Source organism: Thermobaculum sp. T2p, assembly GCF_059335935.1.
The window spans coordinates 13,684-30,752 of record NZ_JANZYQ010000025.1; the positions used below are offsets into that span (position 1 = coordinate 13,684).

The 17,069-nt window shown below is 49.5% G+C and carries 20 protein-coding genes; 17 read left to right on the forward strand and 3 right to left on the reverse strand.

Annotation, left to right across the window (positions count from 1 at the left end):
- Window positions 1-59 precede the first annotated feature (59 nt).
- From N2245_RS11530 to N2245_RS11595, 14 genes are all read left to right on the forward strand, one after another.
- Window positions 60-1,028 carry a PLP-dependent cysteine synthase family protein gene (locus tag N2245_RS11530; RefSeq protein ID WP_494536886.1) on the forward strand — a complete coding sequence of 323 codons (969 nt, stop codon included), beginning with the start codon at window positions 60-62 and terminating at the stop codon, window positions 1,026-1,028.
- A 56-nt stretch (window positions 1,029-1,084) separates the two neighbouring features.
- Window positions 1,085-2,179, forward strand: a complete 1,095-nt coding sequence (locus tag N2245_RS11535) for a ubiquitin-like small modifier protein 1 (protein WP_494536887.1) — start codon at window positions 1,085-1,087, stop codon at window positions 2,177-2,179.
- Between the two features lie 86 nt (window positions 2,180-2,265).
- Window positions 2,266-3,132, forward strand: coding sequence for a sulfurtransferase (locus tag N2245_RS11540; RefSeq protein WP_494536888.1), 867 nt, complete (start codon window positions 2,266-2,268; stop codon window positions 3,130-3,132).
- A gap of 78 nt (window positions 3,133-3,210) precedes the next feature.
- Entirely contained in the window at window positions 3,211-4,557 is a 1,347-nt protein-coding gene (locus N2245_RS11545; protein WP_494536889.1) for a selenium-binding family protein, read from the forward strand.
- A gap of 29 nt (window positions 4,558-4,586) precedes the next feature.
- A complete protein-coding gene (locus N2245_RS11550; protein ID WP_494536952.1) occupies window positions 4,587-5,129 on the forward strand; it encodes a beta-class carbonic anhydrase in 543 nt (180 codons plus the stop codon).
- A gap of 22 nt (window positions 5,130-5,151) precedes the next feature.
- Window positions 5,152-5,592, forward strand: a complete 441-nt coding sequence (locus N2245_RS11555; RefSeq protein ID WP_494536890.1) for a M67 family metallopeptidase — start codon at window positions 5,152-5,154, stop codon at window positions 5,590-5,592.
- 22 nt (window positions 5,593-5,614) lie between these two features.
- On the forward strand, window positions 5,615-5,971 hold the full coding sequence (locus tag N2245_RS11560) for a rhodanese-like domain-containing protein (RefSeq protein WP_012875251.1): 357 nt from the start codon (window positions 5,615-5,617) through the stop codon (window positions 5,969-5,971).
- A 90-nt stretch (window positions 5,972-6,061) separates the two neighbouring features.
- Window positions 6,062-7,402, forward strand: a complete 1,341-nt coding sequence (locus tag N2245_RS11565) for an HD domain-containing protein (protein ID WP_494536891.1) — start codon at window positions 6,062-6,064, stop codon at window positions 7,400-7,402.
- A gap of 25 nt (window positions 7,403-7,427) precedes the next feature.
- Complete coding sequence (locus N2245_RS11570; protein ID WP_494536892.1) at window positions 7,428-8,099, forward strand: class I SAM-dependent methyltransferase; 672 nt, start codon at window positions 7,428-7,430, stop codon at window positions 8,097-8,099.
- Complete coding sequence (locus N2245_RS11575) at window positions 8,096-8,353, forward strand: YkoF family thiamine/hydroxymethylpyrimidine-binding protein (protein ID WP_494536893.1); 258 nt, start codon at window positions 8,096-8,098, stop codon at window positions 8,351-8,353. The genes N2245_RS11570 and N2245_RS11575 overlap by 4 nt, the downstream gene beginning before the upstream one ends.
- 155 nt (window positions 8,354-8,508) lie before the next feature.
- On the forward strand, window positions 8,509-9,501 hold the full coding sequence (locus N2245_RS11580; protein ID WP_494536894.1) for a sugar phosphate nucleotidyltransferase: 993 nt from the start codon (window positions 8,509-8,511) through the stop codon (window positions 9,499-9,501).
- A gap of 61 nt (window positions 9,502-9,562) precedes the next feature.
- A complete protein-coding gene (locus tag N2245_RS11585) occupies window positions 9,563-10,228 on the forward strand; it encodes a transglutaminase-like domain-containing protein (protein WP_494536895.1) in 666 nt (221 codons plus the stop codon).
- Window positions 10,229-10,257: 29 nt separating this feature from the next.
- On the forward strand, window positions 10,258-11,127 hold the full coding sequence (locus N2245_RS11590; protein WP_494536896.1) for a DUF4383 domain-containing protein: 870 nt from the start codon (window positions 10,258-10,260) through the stop codon (window positions 11,125-11,127).
- A gap of 21 nt (window positions 11,128-11,148) precedes the next feature.
- Window positions 11,149-11,541: a hypothetical protein gene (locus tag N2245_RS11595; RefSeq protein ID WP_494536897.1), complete on the forward strand. Its 393-nt coding sequence runs from the start codon at window positions 11,149-11,151 to the stop codon at window positions 11,539-11,541.
- 18 nt (window positions 11,542-11,559) lie between these two features.
- On the opposite strand, the gene N2245_RS11600 is transcribed toward N2245_RS11595, so the two are convergent.
- Together N2245_RS11600 and N2245_RS11605 are read right to left on the reverse strand one after the other, a co-directional pair.
- The gene (locus tag N2245_RS11600; protein WP_494536898.1) at window positions 11,560-12,444 is read right to left on the reverse strand and encodes a UbiA family prenyltransferase; all 885 of its coding nucleotides are present in this window, start codon (window positions 12,442-12,444) and stop codon (window positions 11,560-11,562) included.
- A gap of 29 nt (window positions 12,445-12,473) precedes the next feature.
- Window positions 12,474-13,286, reverse strand: a complete 813-nt coding sequence (locus tag N2245_RS11605; protein WP_494536899.1) for an endonuclease/exonuclease/phosphatase family protein — start codon at window positions 13,284-13,286, stop codon at window positions 12,474-12,476.
- 78 nt (window positions 13,287-13,364) lie between these two features.
- Here N2245_RS11605 and N2245_RS11610 point away from each other — a divergent pair, with 78 nt between their 5' ends.
- The 3 genes from N2245_RS11610 to N2245_RS11620 all read left to right on the forward strand — a co-directional run bounded on the left by N2245_RS11610 (window position 13,365) and on the right by N2245_RS11620 (window position 15,844).
- Window positions 13,365-15,065, forward strand: a complete 1,701-nt coding sequence (locus N2245_RS11610) for a serine hydrolase (RefSeq protein WP_494536900.1) — start codon at window positions 13,365-13,367, stop codon at window positions 15,063-15,065.
- A 42-nt stretch (window positions 15,066-15,107) separates the two neighbouring features.
- Window positions 15,108-15,329, forward strand: a complete 222-nt coding sequence (locus N2245_RS11615) for a hypothetical protein (protein ID WP_494536901.1) — start codon at window positions 15,108-15,110, stop codon at window positions 15,327-15,329.
- 263 nt (window positions 15,330-15,592) lie between these two features.
- Entirely contained in the window at window positions 15,593-15,844 is a 252-nt protein-coding gene (locus N2245_RS11620; RefSeq protein WP_494536902.1) for a hypothetical protein, read from the forward strand.
- A gap of 33 nt (window positions 15,845-15,877) precedes the next feature.
- On the opposite strand, the gene N2245_RS11625 is transcribed toward N2245_RS11620, so the two are convergent.
- Window positions 15,878-16,987: a zinc-dependent alcohol dehydrogenase gene (locus N2245_RS11625; RefSeq protein ID WP_494536903.1), complete on the reverse strand. Its 1,110-nt coding sequence runs from the start codon at window positions 16,985-16,987 to the stop codon at window positions 15,878-15,880.
- Between the last annotated feature and the right edge of the window lie 82 nt (window positions 16,988-17,069).

Genomic DNA, 17,069 nt, shown 5'->3' on the forward strand with positions numbered 1-17,069 from the left:
GCATTGTTATTGCGAATTTTTGCACTTGTAGCTAATATAGACTGAGAGGCACATATAAAATGTATGGCGCTTACACCATAAATGACCCGATCATTAATTTGGATAGGGCTGGGACAATAGAGTCTCCGCTGGATCTCATCGGCAACACTCCCCTCATCAGGCTCAAAAGCTTCGAGAGCGAACTTTCTCCGGGAGTGGAGCTCTACGCCAAGGCTGAGTGGTTCAACATTGGAGGCTCTGTCAAGGATAGGCCTGCCTTGCGGATCATAGAGGATGCTGAAAGGGATGGCAGGCTCACCCACGACAAGATACTTATCGACTCCACTAGTGGTAACACAGGTATCGCCTATGCTCTGATCTGCGCCGTCAAAGGGTACCAGTGCGAGATAGTCATGCCCGAGAATGCTAGTGAGGAGCGCAAGAGGATAATTGCGGCCTACGGAGCCAAGATCATTTACACCGATCCCTACGAAGGTTCCGATGGGGCTATTCGGTACGTGCGTGAGTTGGTGGCCAAGGATCCCGATAAATACTTCTACGCCGACCAGTACAACAACCCTTCCAACTGGAAGGCCCACTACGACACCACCGGCCCTGAAATATGGGACCAGACTGGGGGTAGGGTGACTCACTTTGTGGCGGGTCTTGGCACCACCGGCACGATGACTGGCACCGGCAGGAGGCTCAAAGAGCTTAATCCTGACATCAAGCTTATAGGTGTTGAACCCGATGCACCTTTCCATGGCCTCGAGGGTCTCAAGCACCTAGAGACTGCTATAGTGCCTGGCATATACGACGAGACGGTAATAGACAAGAAAGTAGGGGTGAGCACGGAGGATGCCTACGAGGCTGCCAGGCAGCTAGCCCGGCAGGAAGGCATATTGGTAGGTCCTAGCGCCGGAGCTGCTCTCAAGGCGGCTCTGGACGTGGCACGCACGCTCCATCATGGAGTGGTGGTCGTGCTATTCCCAGATTCCGGCACAAGATATCTTTCCACTGAGTTGTGGAGGCTTCAGGGTCCAAAATAGTATCATTCTCTTCAAGAGGATTTTTGCAAAGATCATACCATCAAGGGGGATAACTCATGGCAAAGGTTGAAGTTCAGATACCAGGTCCTCTCAGGGTACATACTAACCAACAGACTAAGGTAGAGGCATCTGGTAGCAACGTCTCAGAGGTGCTAGCCAACCTGGCTGAGCAGTACCCAGGGCTCAGGAGCCAGCTGTACGAGGCAGATGGCTCTGTCAGGAGGTTCATCAACCTCTTCATCAACGGCGAAGACGTACGTGGCAAGCAGGGACTTGACACTCCCGTTAATGAAGGGGATAAGATCGGCATCCTGCCCGCTATGGCTGGTGGCGCCGAGCTCACTCCTGAGCAGGTCAGGAGGTACCACAGGCACATAATCATGCCGGAGATCGGCAGCAAGGGGCAGAGAAGGCTGATCAACTCTAAGGTCCTTATCGTCGGAGCTGGCGGCCTGGGCAGCCCCGCGGCCCTTTACCTGGCAGCCGCGGGTGTAGGTACCATTGGCATAGTCGACTTTGACGTGGTGGAGATCAGCAACCTGCATCGGCAGATACTTCACGGCGATGCTGATCTTGGACGCCCTAAGGTAGACTCCGCTGCTGATGCCATACACAGGGTCAATCCCACAGTTAACGTCGTCAAACACAATGAGCCGCTGACCTCTGAAAATGCCCGAGAGATAATCCGTCAGTATGACGTCGTGATCAACGGCTCGGATAACTTCCCGACCCGTTACCTGGTGAACGACGTCTCCTACTGGGAGGGCAAGCCCCTAGTAGATGGCAGCATCATGCGGTTTGATGGTCAGGTCACGGTCTATGCACCAGGCTATGGGTGCTATAGGGATCTGTTTCCTACGCCTCCACCCCCGGGTTCTGTGCCCAGCTGTGCTGAGGCAGGTGTACTGGGTGTGATGTGCGGCATCGTGGGTTCCATCCAGGCCATGGAGGCTATAAAGCTTATAGTTGGCATAGGAGAACCCCTCATCGGCCGCATGCTGATAGTCGACGCCCTCAATACGGAGTTCAGGGAATTGAAGTTGACAAAGGACCCGAACTGTCCAGTATGTGGGGAGAACCCAACGATCACGGAGCCTATAGACTACGTTGAGTTCTGCGGGGTGCCTCACGAGACTGCCCTCATTGGGTAGTCAATAAGCTTTGGATCACTGCAAGAGGAATCTTGCGTGAGATTTATTGCAAAAGAAAATCAAATCGATAATTGAGGAGGAAAGATATGACCCAATCGGTGGAGCAGACTACTCAGCAGTACGCTAATCCTGACGCACTGGTAAGCACGGAGTGGGTGGCCCAGCACCTAAATGATCCCAACATCCGTATTATCGAGGTAGATGTAGACACCTCAGCTTACGAGCAGGGCCACATCCCAGGTGCCATCGCCTGGAACTGGAAGCAAGACCTGCAGCAGCAGCCAGTCCGCGACATTCCTAACAAGGAGCAGTGGGAGGAACTGCTTTCGAGATCGGGCATCACTCCTGATACTACTGTGATCCTCTACGGCGACAACAATAACTGGTTCGCTGCCTTCGCTTACTGGCTTTTCAAGCTTTATGGTCACAATAACGTCAAACTCATGAATGGTGGTCGCAAGAAGTGGCTTGAGGAGGGGCGAGAGCTTACCAATGACGTGCCTTCTTATCCCAGGACAGACTACAAGGCTCCTGACCCCACTCCACAGCTCAGGGCTCTAAGGGACGAGGTTATGAAGGTACTTGGAAAGCCGGATGTAGGTCTGGTTGATGTCCGCAGCCCCAAGGAGTTCTCCGGGGAGCTACTGGCTCCTGAGAACCTGCCTCAGGAAGGTGCTCAGAGAGGTGGGCATATACCCGGTGCCAAGAACATTCCATGGAGCACTGCAGTTAACGAAGATGGCACCTTCAAGTCTCCTGAAGAGCTGCGCAAGATCTATCAGGATCAGGGAATTACACCTGATAAGGAGGTGGTCACCTACTGCAGGATTGGTGAGCGCAGCGCCCATACTTGGTTTGTGCTCCACGAGCTCCTGGGCTATAAGGATGTACGCAACTACGACGGCTCCTGGACCGAGTGGGGCAGCGTAGTAGGGGCACCCATAGAGCGCTAGTTACCAGTATTATGGGAGGTGCGCATCGCCTCCCATAATTATTTAAAGTTATAGGTAAAGTTATAGGAGGTAGCAAGGATGCAGTCCCATAATGATCACTCCCACGGCAACGGCCATAGAGTTGGTTATGCATTGCCCGAAGAGGCCCTAAATGCCCCAAGGGAAGAGATAGTCTATGTTGCCTCTCTGCACACTGGTACAGGAGTCGATGAACCAGACTTCCTGGCAGTGGTGGACGTCGATCCCGATTCCGATACTTATGGCCAGATAATTCACAGGACATACATGCCCAATAAGGGTGATGAGCTACACCACTTTGGTTGGCAGGTATGCAGTAGCGCCTGTCACACCAACCTCAATCGCCAATACATAGTTGTGCCAGGATTCCGAAGTACCAACGTGCATATCATAGATGTCATGACCGATCCTCGTCGTCCTGAGATCACCAAGGTTATATCCGGCGAGGAGATCAAGCGCAAGACCGGCCTCTCAGCACCCCACACCGTACACTGCATGCCAGGCGAGGTAGTCGTCATAAGCATGCTCGGCGATGAGAACGGAGATACTCCTGGCGGATTCGCGGTGCTTGATGCCAAGAACTTCGATGTGCTGGGAAGGTGGGAGGCTAATCCTGGCGAGATACAGTTCAACTACGACTTCTGGTATCAGCCCAGGAAGAACACTCTCATCTCCAGTGAGTGGGCTGCCCCCAAGACTTTTCAGGATGGCTTCAACCTACAGGACGTCCAAGAGGGTAAGTACGGCCACAGCATACACTTTTGGGATCTCTCTGAGAAGAGGGTAGTGCAGAGCATCGATCTCGGAGAGGAAGGTCTTATACCACTAGAGGTTCGCTGGTTACACAACCCGGATGCTGAGACTGGCTTTGTAGGTGCAGCCCTCAGCAGCGCTATCTGGCGCTGGTACAAAGAGGATGGCGAGTGGAAGGCCCAAAAGGTAATTCAGGTTGAGCCCAAGGACGTCGAGGGCTGGCCATTCCCAGTGCCTGGGTTGATCACGGACCTAGTAGTATCTATGGACGACAGGTTCCTTTACTTCTCCGACTGGTTGCATGGTGATCTCCGGCAATACGATATCTCCGATCCAGCAAATCCCAAACTTACAGGACAAGTATGGCTCGGAGGAGTCCTGCAGCCAGTGTACATGAATGGTCGCAAGCTCGAAGGCGGCCCTCAGATGCTACAACTATCTATGGATGGTCGCCGCCTGTACGTGACCAACTCTCTGTATTCTTCGTGGGATAATCAGTTCTATCCGGGCCTTAAGTCGTGGATGCTCAAGATAGACTGCGATCCCGAGGGCGGGATGAAGCTGGATGAGAACTTCTACGTTGATTTCGGCACTGCTCGGGCTCATGAAATGCACCTTCCCGGAGGTGACTGCACTACTGAGATCTTTCAGTAGCCTATAAGGCTGAATTTTGTATCATGGGTATGATTGGGAATATTCCCAATCATACCCTGTTTTGGGAGGTAAAAGTGTCAGTATTCGATGAGTTGCTTGCGAATAATCAGAACTATGCCCAAAGCTTCACTTATAGCAATCTATCTGCACCTCCTCGTCGGCATATAGCCATAGTCACGTGCATGGATGCCCGCATAGATCCCATTAGTGCTCTGGGTCTGGAGCTGGGTGATGCTCACGTGATACGCAATGCCGGTGGGCGAGTGACTGAGGATGTAATAAGATCCCTGGTGATCTCCCAGCAGTTGCTTGGTACTCGCGAGATAGCGATCATCCAGCACACAAAGTGTGGCATGCTCACCTTCACCAACGAGCAGCTTCGTGACAAGATCAAACAGGACCTAAATGTAGATGCCTCTGGGCTGGATTTCCTCCCCTTCACCAGCCACGAGGAGAGCTTGAGGGAAGACGTACGCAAGTTGCTTGGCTCTGGTCTCCTAGCTAAAGACACGATCATTACGCCTGCCATCTATGATGTTGAAACGGGTAGAATTCATAAAGTTGAAATCTAAGCAGAGGATGTGTTGAAGGCGTATGGTAGAGCTACCTAGAAAGATCTACGAAGCTATAGTCCAGCATGCACAGGAAGGTTGGCCTAATGAGATATGCGGACTTATAGCAGGCAACCCCGACCCAGTGCAGGTATATAGAGTAAAAAACTCTGCTGAGAACCCTATGGCCATGTTTATCATGGAGCCACAAGAACAGTTCAAAGTCATGATGGAGATAGAGGAGAAGGGTTGGGAGCTTTATGGAATATACCACTCCCATCCCGCAAGCGAAGCTTATCCCTCGCAGATGGATAAAGACTTTGCCCGCTTTTACCCCGACGTCATACAGTTCATATGTAGCCTTGAGGACAGAGATAATCCCAGGTTACGGGCTTTTTACATAATTGATAACGATGTTAGGGAGCAGGGCATCAGGATAGTCAACACTGAGCCAGGAGAAGAGAAACCTGTAGTTTGCTGCTAGAAACTTTACAGGAGGAAAAGACATGCCCTACCGTCTTGCAAAGGATGAAGAAGAAACCCAAGAACCGTTTGACCGCATACCTCCAGAGGAAGCTTACCGCATGGTCGAGAGCGGCGAGGCCGTCCTCATAGACGTGCGCGAGCAGAATGAGTGGGATGAGGGTCACATGCCCAAGGCCAGGCACGTACCTCTGCAAACCTTCTTATCAGATCCCACTAAGTATGTGTCTCCAGACCAGAAGGTGATATTTTCTTGCGCATCTGGCCAGCGGAGCGCAGTCGCAGCTGAGATGGCAGCCGCAGTTGGAGTCAGGCAGGCCTATAACCTTGAAGGGGGAATCAAAGCCTGGAGTGAGAAGGGCCTTCCGGTAGAGAAGTAACTATAAGGTTAGGTGATGGCAGGCTAGTCCTATTTATTTGGGAATGCTTGCCATCACCACACGATCTCAAAGTCGTGCTACAATCCTCAAATGGAAAACTTCATCGGCGAAGACGTCACCGTCATACGCGACAGCCTCTACAGCCAAATTCCAATCGGCGAGCACGTACGTGCGCTCATATCTACCCCTCAATTCCTGCGATTGCAGCGTATTAAGCAACTTGGCTGGGTTTACATGGTCTGGCCTGGTGCCACTCACACTCGATATGAACACTCCCTGGGGGTGTATTATCTCGCCAGGAAGGCCTTGGAGCATCTGATACGTCTAGGGAAGAACGGCGGGATAGAGGATCCTCAACCTGGCGAGATCCGAACTGTTCTTGCCGCTGCCTTACTTCATGATATAGGACACTACCCGTATTCCCACGGCATCGAGGAGTTAGGTCCCCCGGTGCTTCCTCATGAGGAAGTAGGAGCCATGGTGATAAGCTCCACTGATGTGTCTTCTGTACTGTGGGATTGGGGAGTAGACCCGCATCGAGTTATAAGCCTGATAGCCCCCGACAAATCTCCAGAACATGAGATCAACGGCAGATGGCTGATATATAGATCGTTGCTGTCAGGTGCATTGGATGTGGACAAGATAGACTATCTGCCGAGAGATGCTCATGCATGTAACGTTCCCTATGGCAGGGTGGATACTGAAAGGCTTATAGCTTCTCTACGTGTCCTGCAATTTGAAGGCTCTCCACATCTGGCGATCACCGACAAAGGTATCAGCGCTCTGCATTCATTGATCCGTGCACGTCAGGAGATGTTCGACAACGTATACTGGCATCATACTAATCGTGCCTGCATGGTGATGCTGCTCAGAGCCGTACAGGACGCTATAGATGCTGGGACGCTGTCTTCCGACGACCTGATGAACCACGATGATTACTCTCTAATAGCTTTGCTGCTTCGTTCGGACATGCCAGATACTACAAGGAGTCTGGTCGAGAGTTTGGTTGCAAGAAGGCTACACAAGCGAGCCATAGAATTCTCTGTACAAGCTGGAGTGATTTTCCAGCGTCTTAATTCTCTTTTCTACCATCCGGGAAGTCGCAAGGAACTTGAGATCAGGCTGGCTAATATCTTGTCCGAACTTACTGGACTGGAGGTGATGCCCTACGAAATACTGATAGATATCCCTAAACCTGAACGTTGGGATGTGGATGCCTTAGTGGTTTTTCGCAAGCCACCAATAGGTTTGAATCAAATAATGACCTGGAGCGAGGCCACAGGCATGCGCTCTCACGACCTCTCTGCCTACGAATCTTACCAGCGTAGGATTCGTATTGTTACCACGCATAGGTTGAAAGACAGAGTGTGGACTCTCAAGGACCGGTTGATAGGAGAATTGTTGGCTCTGAGTAATAGGCCATCAAGTTAGATGTCTAAAGCGGAGGGCCCTGGAGGTGTTTGAGGATTATTTCGCCCCTATAGCTTCCAAGTACGACCAATGGTACCGCGAACCTCTTGGTAACTATATAGATCAGTTGGAAACTAGTCTGGTGATGTCATTGCTGGCCCCACAAGCTGGCGAGACTATAGCAGATGTGGGGGCAGGTACCGGTAGGTTTGCTGCACAACTTGCTAGTATCGGTGTCAACGTAGTAGCTATAGAGCCATCTGGCCCAATGCGCAATATCGGTATCCAAACCACTCGAGATCTGTCTGTGCGCTGGATCAACTCAACAGCAGAACACATAGCGTTGGCAGATAATAGCGTCGATGCCGCGGTTGCAATAACAGTGCTTGAGTTCGTCAGCTATCCAGAGATCGTAATCTCTGAGATGAAGCGCATAGTTAGACCTCAGGGAAGGTTAATACTGGGCGTCCTTAACGCTCTCTCGCCTTGGGCGGCGCTATACAGATACCTTGGAGATTTGGATATACCTCCATGGCCACACGCCAAGCTCAAGAGTCGGGAAGATATCGGGAGGCTATTGGGGATAGAATCTGAGGAAGTCAAAGGATGCGTGCATCTGGCACCTGATGCACGCCCACCATTTGATGAAGCTGACAAAGCTGGGGTCAGGGCAGGCAATCAACCAGCATTTTTGGTAGCCAAAAAGGAGGTAACATGAAGGTAACAGCCCTTGTAGCAGTTTATCCCATAGGACAACAGAACTATGCCTCAGTCGATGCAGCTATAGATGTTCTTCGTGAGAGTGGTCTGGAGGTTCAAGTCTTCCCAACACACTCCACAGTTACCGGGGATATCGATGCCCTTTTTGCTGGTCTCAAGGCAGCTTATCAGAAAGCAGCCAAGTATGGAGGCACAATTATGACCGCGACTGTGACAAATATTTGCCCTGATATGAGCAGGTATGAGGGCTGAGAGGCTGATCGAGCCTGTGCTTTCAATTTGGTCTCAACCAATAATGAGGGTTCACAACTAAAACAAAACCAGATCTAGGGATTGGTACTAGCCTTCAGGGTGATATAATCGCGTTCAAGCATCAAAAAGAAAAAAATAGGAGATGAAGCTAGCCTATGAAGATAGTACTTCCACTTGCAGGACTTGGAACAAGGCTCAGGCCGCATACGTATACTCGACCTAAGGCACTGGTAAGCCTAGCAGGCAAACCACTCTTGGCCCACATCATAGATCGTCTCTCCCCTCTGCCTTGTGAGGAGATGATATTTATTACAGGATATCTTGGCGAGCAGATAGAGGAATACATAAAGACTCATTACAGCTTCAACTCTCGTTTCGTGGAACAGAAGGAACCCAAAGGACAAGCACATGCTATCCAGCTTGCACGGGAGTGGATAAACGGCCCTACATTCATAGTCTTTGCTGATACCATCTTTGAAACAGATGTGACTAGGCTCTTACAGGTAGAATCGGATGGCCTCTTGTACGTTCATCAGGTAGAGGATCCTCGCAGGTTTGGTGTTACAGTCCTTGATGGCAAGTATGTCAAGAAGATAGTTGAGAAGCCCAAGACACCTGTGAGCAATCTGGCAATAGTAGGTCTGTATTATTTCCGCTATGGAGAACAGCTAATTGAGGCCATAGATGAGCTAATTTCCTCTAACAAGCAAACCCAGGGTGAGTTTTATCTGGCGGATGCTATTCAGATAATGATAGATAAGGGTGCCAAGTTTGAGACCGAGGAGATTAACCTCTGGCTCGACGCCGGCACTCCATCTGCGTTGTTAGAGACGAATCGATATCTTCTCAGCAAGCATCCACAGCATGAGTACAATTTCCCAGGTAGTGTCATTAGATCCCCTGTTTACATCCCAGAGTCTGCCAGGATTGAAGACTCTATTATTGGTCCCTATGTGAGCCTGGATGAAGGTGCTGTGGTAAAGTCATCTATAATCCAGGATTCCATTCTCGGCCAAGAATGCACGATAGAGTTTGCGGCTCTCTACCATTCTCTGATTGGCAACAGCGCAGTAGTACGGGGCAGTCATACTACCCTTAATGTCGGGGATAACTCCAGCATAAGTCTTGGACAGTTCGATGAACTCTGAACACTTCTAAAAACTTGGAACTATGTTTATAATTCCGCCACAGGTGAAAGGTGGTGGAAAGATGACCAGGGCCCGATATATCTCTAGCTCCATAGCTTTGTATCTGCTGTGGAGCTTCCTTGTTCTTTACCCCAATCCAGTAATGTTATTCTATTCAATTCCAAGGGCTATATCTCCGCCCATCGACGAACATGCTGTGGCAGATATGGCTTCGAAGTTGCCCGACGATCCAGCAGCTATTGAGAGCGCCGTGAATAGCTACGTTCGTTACGAAGTCCCTTGGCAAACCTATAACGTCCCCTGGTATTTTCCTACTGTGAGTGAAGCCTTGGCTAACAGAGCAGGAGATTGCCAAGCGCGTATGATCGTCTTTGCCAGCATACTGGAATACAAAGGTATTCCTTATAAGCTGCGGTATTCCCTCGATCACGCATGGGTAGAGTATCCTAGAAAGAAGCCCAACCTGCTTGAAAAGAGGTCGCTTTCTGTAATGGTCAGTGATGGCAAGAGTATGAAGTTGAGTATTCCAAAGCAGGTGCAATGGAAGGAGACTTACAGGATTCGCAAGCAGTTGTGGTGGGATTATATGCCCATAGAGAAGAGGGTTCTCATGCTACTAGGGATACCGGTTGTAGCTTTTAGGCACAAAGTCTATGTATTATTTGGCAGAGCTTCGAGAGTGTTTATATCCGTGCCTCGTTGGGTCAAGATAACCAACCGCTTGTGATCGGTGAGCCTAGGCTTAGAGGGTATACCATGACCAAGGCGTTTAGCACTCTGGTTGGGCTCTGTTTTACCGTGTTGGGTGTCATGGGTACCATACCCGTAATTCATGCTCCATGGCCCGAGTCTGCACCCGACTTGATCATCGAGAATGCCTATGGGTATCTGTTCGGCATTTTACCCAGAAACTTACTTTTAAATGCACTTCATATACTAATCGGATGCGTCGTTTTGTACGCCTCCAGGAGCGACTACACCGCGTACATGTCGCTTAGATTCGCGACAATTACGTTCTTCCTACTAGCCTTGCTAGGATTGTTCCCCTTTACTGAGACTCTTTTCGGGTTTATGCCACTCTTTGGGCCCAATGTGCTCCTGCATGGACTCACTGCTATCGGTGGCTTTATCTTTCTGATAGCAGTAGATATGCCACATCCGGGTCACGGTGACGAGCTGATATTCTCAAGGTGCTCACAGCTTGTATCCTCATCACTTGCTTTTGGGGCTGGCTATTTCCTGGCAGTAACATTGACAGATCTAGCTTATTGGTGGTCCTCGATGCCGTGGTATATATCACCCGAACACAAGGCATTCTACGTACGGTTCTGGTCGGAAGCGTCTTTCTGGTTAATACTTGCTGGCGTCTGCACTTTTACGGCGGCAACTATTCTTTCTATCGTGCAAACCAAGCTACGAGGCATCAATAGCCTCTATCCATCGATTATTTGCTTGATTGTGGGCGTGTTCAACCTCATGATTCGCATCCCTGATTTCTCAGCTGTGATAATTCCTTGGGGGGCCTGCATTTCCTTGCTTACCTCAGCAGCTGCTATCATAGCTTATGCTCGTCAATTTGGAGCGAGAAGATCCAATCCCAATCGTTTATTTGTGGACGGTGTATGAGCCATGTTGAGGCACCCACTTATGACTTCCATAACGTCGGCAACAGTTTTCGTGCTCTTGGTTGGGATCCCTACGGACGTTATACCGAATCCCTTGTTCACTCGTATGACACCAGTGCGATTATTCGATTACCTGCTGCTGTGCGTGAACGCCTTGCTGTTTGGTATTTGGGGTTACCTCTCTACCAGAAAGGGATGCTCTCTAAACTCCATGCACAGGCCAACCATAAGTGGTATGCTCTCCTTCCTTGCGATAGGATGCCCCACATGCAATAAGTTGGTACTGCTCTTGGTGGGTGCAAGTGGAGCTCTGCACTTCTGGGCTCCAATACAACCTGTAGTGGGCTCTATAGCCACTGCTTTAATGGCCTCCGTAGTCATTTGGCAACTCAGGAGATTAAAGGTGAATAGCTAACCATGGACTCTTGCCTATCTAGTAGATAGCTATCAACCACAGTAGATAAGCTGTGAGGGATATACCCGTGACAGCGCTCAGACGCATTACCTGCCTGTAGTTGCTAATGATTGCTCCCTCGTCGAACCTTCTAGACCAATAAGTCAGGAGGATTGCTTGTAGAGCAGTACCTGCCAGTGCAATGCCCGCATACCATCCGCTATATGATTTTGCTAGCACATAAGCTAGCAGCAATCCACCAATGATCTGTAAACTTATCGCCCATATGAAGCACTTGGTAGGACCAATGGCGACGGCAAGCGTCCTGTCACCTCGTTGCGTATCCTCCTCTATCTGGTATATCTGTGTAAGTGGATATAGACCTAGTATGATAAATATGGCTGCCATGGCTCCAAGAGCGCCTCTGATCGACATTACACCAGACAAGTTCCCCTTTTCCGCCAGCCATCCTGCTAGGAATACAACTAACCCTTGCCCAAAGCCGATAGCGGTAGTACTGCTCCATGGAGAGCTCTTCAACCTTATACTAGGATGGGAATAAGCCAAAGACAGAACGGTAAATACTACATACACCAGAGCAAACCCAGTCCCAACCGTACAGGCTAGGAGGAAGCCTATGAGCTTGCATGCCAGCGAAAATGGTAGTAGATACCGGCTTACAGGCGGAGGATGCAACAAGCCCCCTACTGGACCTGTGTCACGGTCATAGTAGGAATTGAAGGCTGTAGCGCCGCCGTATAGGAACACATGTAGTGCTATGTATCCCAGCACCTGATCTAGGCCGAGCCTTCCTCCAGCAAGCAACCATCCCCATAGGTATACAGGTGACAGCAATACCTGGAAATGCAACCTTAGATGGACGAAAAGATCCCGATAGGCGATTAGAGAAGCTGATCTAATCATAAGATGGCTGACCTTACATAAGATTATTATCAACCTAAAGATAGATCTGCGATCAGAGGGAAGTGATCGCTAGGGAAGATTGGAGGCTCACCAGTTCGATCGAGGTGGAAGCTCCTGATGTACCACCTGGTATCTCCATCTCTTACCAGTATCCAATCTATCCTGCCGGAGTGTGTAGGCTTACCAGTAAACCTATGAAATGTGAACCCCCCCTCATCTTCTGGGCAACCGGCCTCCAAGTAGACATCCTTAAAGCCTGCATCCATAAAGAGCTTGTATGGTTCGGTTTGGGGGGTGCAGTTGAAGTCTCCAGTTATCAGCACAGGAAATCCATTAGGGACTATAGATTCTAGTTGAGAGAGCAGCTTCTTCGTTCCCTCTACTCTTGCAGTGCGGCCTTCGTGATCTAGATGAGTATTGAAGTGAAAGAATCTCAACCCACTAGCTCTGTGCTCGAAGAGGCACCAAGTGGCGACGCGGATGCAGGCCGCATCCCATCCAAGCCCCATCTGAGTGCAATCCTCATTGAGCCAGAACCCGCCTGAATTGACCCTTTCCAACGTGTCCTTTTTCCAGTAAATCGCGGCATACTCCCATGGCTCTCTGGTACCATACTGCGATCCTATGTACTTATCGTAGTCTCTCATCTCTTGGTACTTCTGTAGGTTACCTTCTTGCACTTCTTGCAAGCCTATAAGATCTGGATTATTAGACAGAATGGTTCTTAAGTTCAGGGGCGCTCTGTGCTCCCAAGCATTCTCGCCGTCTTTATGGATAGCGCCTCTGATGTTAAAGCTCATCACTCGTATATCAGCCAACCTGACAGATGTGTTTGCCTCCAACTTCTCTCTCCTTGGTGTCTATCAAGAGCATTGTAACGAAGTTATAGTAAAATGTGCTTGCTCTCATTGGAGGAGGTTATGAGGATCGATATTGAGGCCATAGAAAACTGGGTTGAGGAAACTCGACACAGGTGGAAAGTCCCTGCCATTGGTTTGGCAGTAGTCATCGAGGGCAAAGAGGAGCTGCTCAAAGGTTTTGGACAAAGAGATGTAGACCTCGCACTACCAGCAACAGAATCCACCCTGTTCGCTATAGGTTCCTGTACTAAGGCATTCACAGCTACCGCCCTAGCTTTGTTAGTGGAGCGTGGGCTGATGCAGTGGAGTGTCCCGGTCAAGGAGTATATACCATCATTCGAGCTATATGATAGGGACGCATCTGCAAAGATTACCCCAGTCGATCTGCTTATTCATAGTTCTGGTTTGCCAAGACACGACTTGGTATGGTACAGCGCTCCTAATTTGTCCCGGAAGGATCTGCTGTCACGTCTGCGGTATCTTGAACCTAGCAAGGACTTGCGCTCTGCCTGGCAATATCAAAACCTAATGTATGTGGTAGCAGGCTACCTGATCCAGGAACTTACAGGAATGACTTGGGAGGATTTTGTTCTCACACACATTTTGAAGCCTTTGGGCATGAGCAATACCAACTTTTCTGTGCGGGCATCACAGCTATCGGCCGATTATGCTCTGCCCTATGTGCAGGAGAGCGAGGCAGTAAGAAGAACCGACTTTTTTGATTTGGAAGCTATGGGACCAGCAGGATCGATAAATTCCTGTGTAAGAGATATGGCTAAGTGGTTGCTATTTCACTTGGGATATTCCACTCGCGATGTCTTTGGATCGACAAGCTCTCTGGAAAAGCTGCATACTCCACACATGCCTGTAGGTACTCCTCCCAGGTATGAGGAGCTATCTTATCAGGATTATTGTCTGGGGTGGGTTTCGCAGACTTACAGAGGATATAGGTTGCTTTATCATGGAGGCAATATAGATGGATTTTCTGCTCTGACCAGCTTCTGTCCCGAGTTGAACATCGGTCTGGTGGTGCTGTCAAATATGGGGCAGAGTCCAGCTCCACAAGCAATTACTTTCGGAATCTACGACAGGCTTTTGGGTATGAGCCCGCTGGACTGGAATGCTAGGCTTGAATCTGAGCAGGAACAGTATAGGAAAATGACAACTCTGGGGCGCGAGGTCAGAGAAAAGGACAGGAAGCCTGATGCAGCCTGTCCACATAACTTAGAAGACTATACCGGTACCTATAGCCACCCTGGGTATGGGACCTTGCATATTTCCCAAGAGGAAGATGGGAGCCTATTAGTACGACTGAATGAATTGTCAGGAAGGGTTAGCCACTATCAATATAATACTTTTCTATTAGAGTTTGAGAAGTTACCTAACCCTTTGCCTGCCACATTTACAGCTAATTCTAGAGGAATAGTAGATAGAGTTAGTATTCCGCTTGAAGTGTCCGTCTCTGAGGTAGTCTTCAGACGTCGAGCTGCAGAGGAGTTATACGACCGCTCGTACCTGCAGGGCTTTGTCGGCGATTATATTGCAGAAAGCAATATGGTCACCGTAACTCTTGATCGAGATGTATTACGCTTTGTTATCCCTGGCGAGTTGGATATATCGATGATTCCCGAGGGGCTTAACACTTTCGTTGCTACAAATACCTCATCCATACACGCTGAATTTGCCATATCTGAAGAAACTACGAGACTTCTGCTTGCAGGACCTGAGTGGGCAATTGAAGCACAGCGCATTACTATATAGACATTCAGGAAGCGCTCATGAAGCTGGCTATCAGAGAAGGAAATGGTACCAGGGGACTCTCTACGCAAGAGGCTGGAACGGCTGTCCGATATCGGCATAGAAGGTATTGAGCTGCACGGCGCATCTTTAATCCTCTCTGCCTGGGAGCTCCGTTCAGTATTTGCCGACAGCCCTGTATACGTTGCCAACATCTTGGGCCCTGCTGACCTGCTCTCTCCGGATGCTGCTGTAAGAGAAATAGCCATGAATCTTGCCAACTGTTGAATTGGGTGCTGCTCGTACCTCAGTTCGGGACCAAACCGCTGCTGCCTGACCTCTTCTCCTTATAAGGATGCTGTAGAGCTGGAGAGAGAGTTATTTATAACGCAAATGAGGGAGCTCTCGGAACTATCTGAGACTGGGGGCACGATTATATTCCTGGAGCCACTCAACCGATACGAAGCACATCTAGTCAACACTCTGCAAGATGCTTGCAACCTGGCTCTCGACATAAGCCCAAGAGTGAGGATAATGGGCGATTTTTTCATATGAACATAGAAGAAGCTGATATAACCCAGAGCATAAAAGCCACAGCAGACCAAATCGTCTACGTGCATGTAGCTGATAGTAATTGTCTACAACCTGGCAGGTGGCATATAGACTTCACTCAAGACTTTAGAGCGCTGAAAGAAATAGGGTATGACGGTTACCTGGGTATAGAATGTCGTATAGCAGGTGAACTTGAATCTGCCCTGCAAGAGTGCGCACACCTGCTTCGAGAATGGCGGCAAGCAGCTTGATTTGAAATACCCTTTGTGATCATAGAACGGACGCTAAGGGAAGATTATTCCCAGTTTGATCGCCCTATCTGGATGCTCATCTATTAGCTTATATGCCTCGGGAGCGTCATCAAAGGGCACTACAGGATGTATTATCCCCTCAACTCTAAGCTTGCCTTCTGCTAGCCACTTGATTGCAAGGCTAACATATCGATCGAGATTCCAGCGAGGATATTCCCTCATAGGCAGGCTCTCTGAGCGCGCTGATATGAGCTCAATACGGTTGATGTGAAATTCATCACCCAAGTATAAGCCACTAGCATCTCTGCCATAAAAAGAGAGTACACATACCCTGCCACCAAATCCCGTTGATCTAATAGCCTGCTGCAGTGCTATAATGTTGCCACTAACCTCGATTGATACGTCTACGCCTGAGCCACTCCTGTCCTGAGATGCACTTCTATATCCCCCTACTACTCTCCTGGGTGATGTGCCTTCGATAGGGGCATATGGTGGCGTAAGCTCGCGTATTTTTACCCCGACATCGCCGACTGTTGGATCCAGAGTGATATCGGCTCCCAAGGATTCAGCTAACTTCCTTCTAGTCTCTACAGGGTCTACTCCTATTACCATATCTGCTCCCGCAAGTCGAGCCATCTGTATCGCCATTAGGCCTATAGCACCAAGTCCGAATACTGCTATCCTATCTCCAAGATCTATTCTGGCATCCCTAATCGCCATAGCCATTACAGCGGGATCAAGGCATACTAATGCTTCATCGGATATCCCTTTGGGGACTGCATCTACCTCCGATTCATCCACTGTATGCGTCTCACGTATGGGCAAATGGCCAAATACTCTGTCACCGACCCTAAACTTAGTTACCTTACTACCTATCTCAGTGACGGTTCCTACTGCCATATTCCCCAGTCTAAATGGGAACCTCTTCAAACCTTCCTCAGATGATATTGGTTTGACCACACCTGAATCAGGGTCATATGGACGATTTGCTTCTGGGTCGTTCCTGTATGCTACCAGTTCCGTGCCGTGTTTCGGGGATGCGAACTCAGTGCGTATGCGTACTTGCTTAGGGCCAAGGGGCGGGTCATCATACTCACGAATTGCCGGTGTTCTAGGCGCGGTGGCAATAAGTTCTCTCGGCATGTGCTCCTCCAAGTAAAAGGTGTTACACAGCAATTTATCAGAAAATAGCTTATGACTCACAAGGTATAGGTTGTTGTATCAT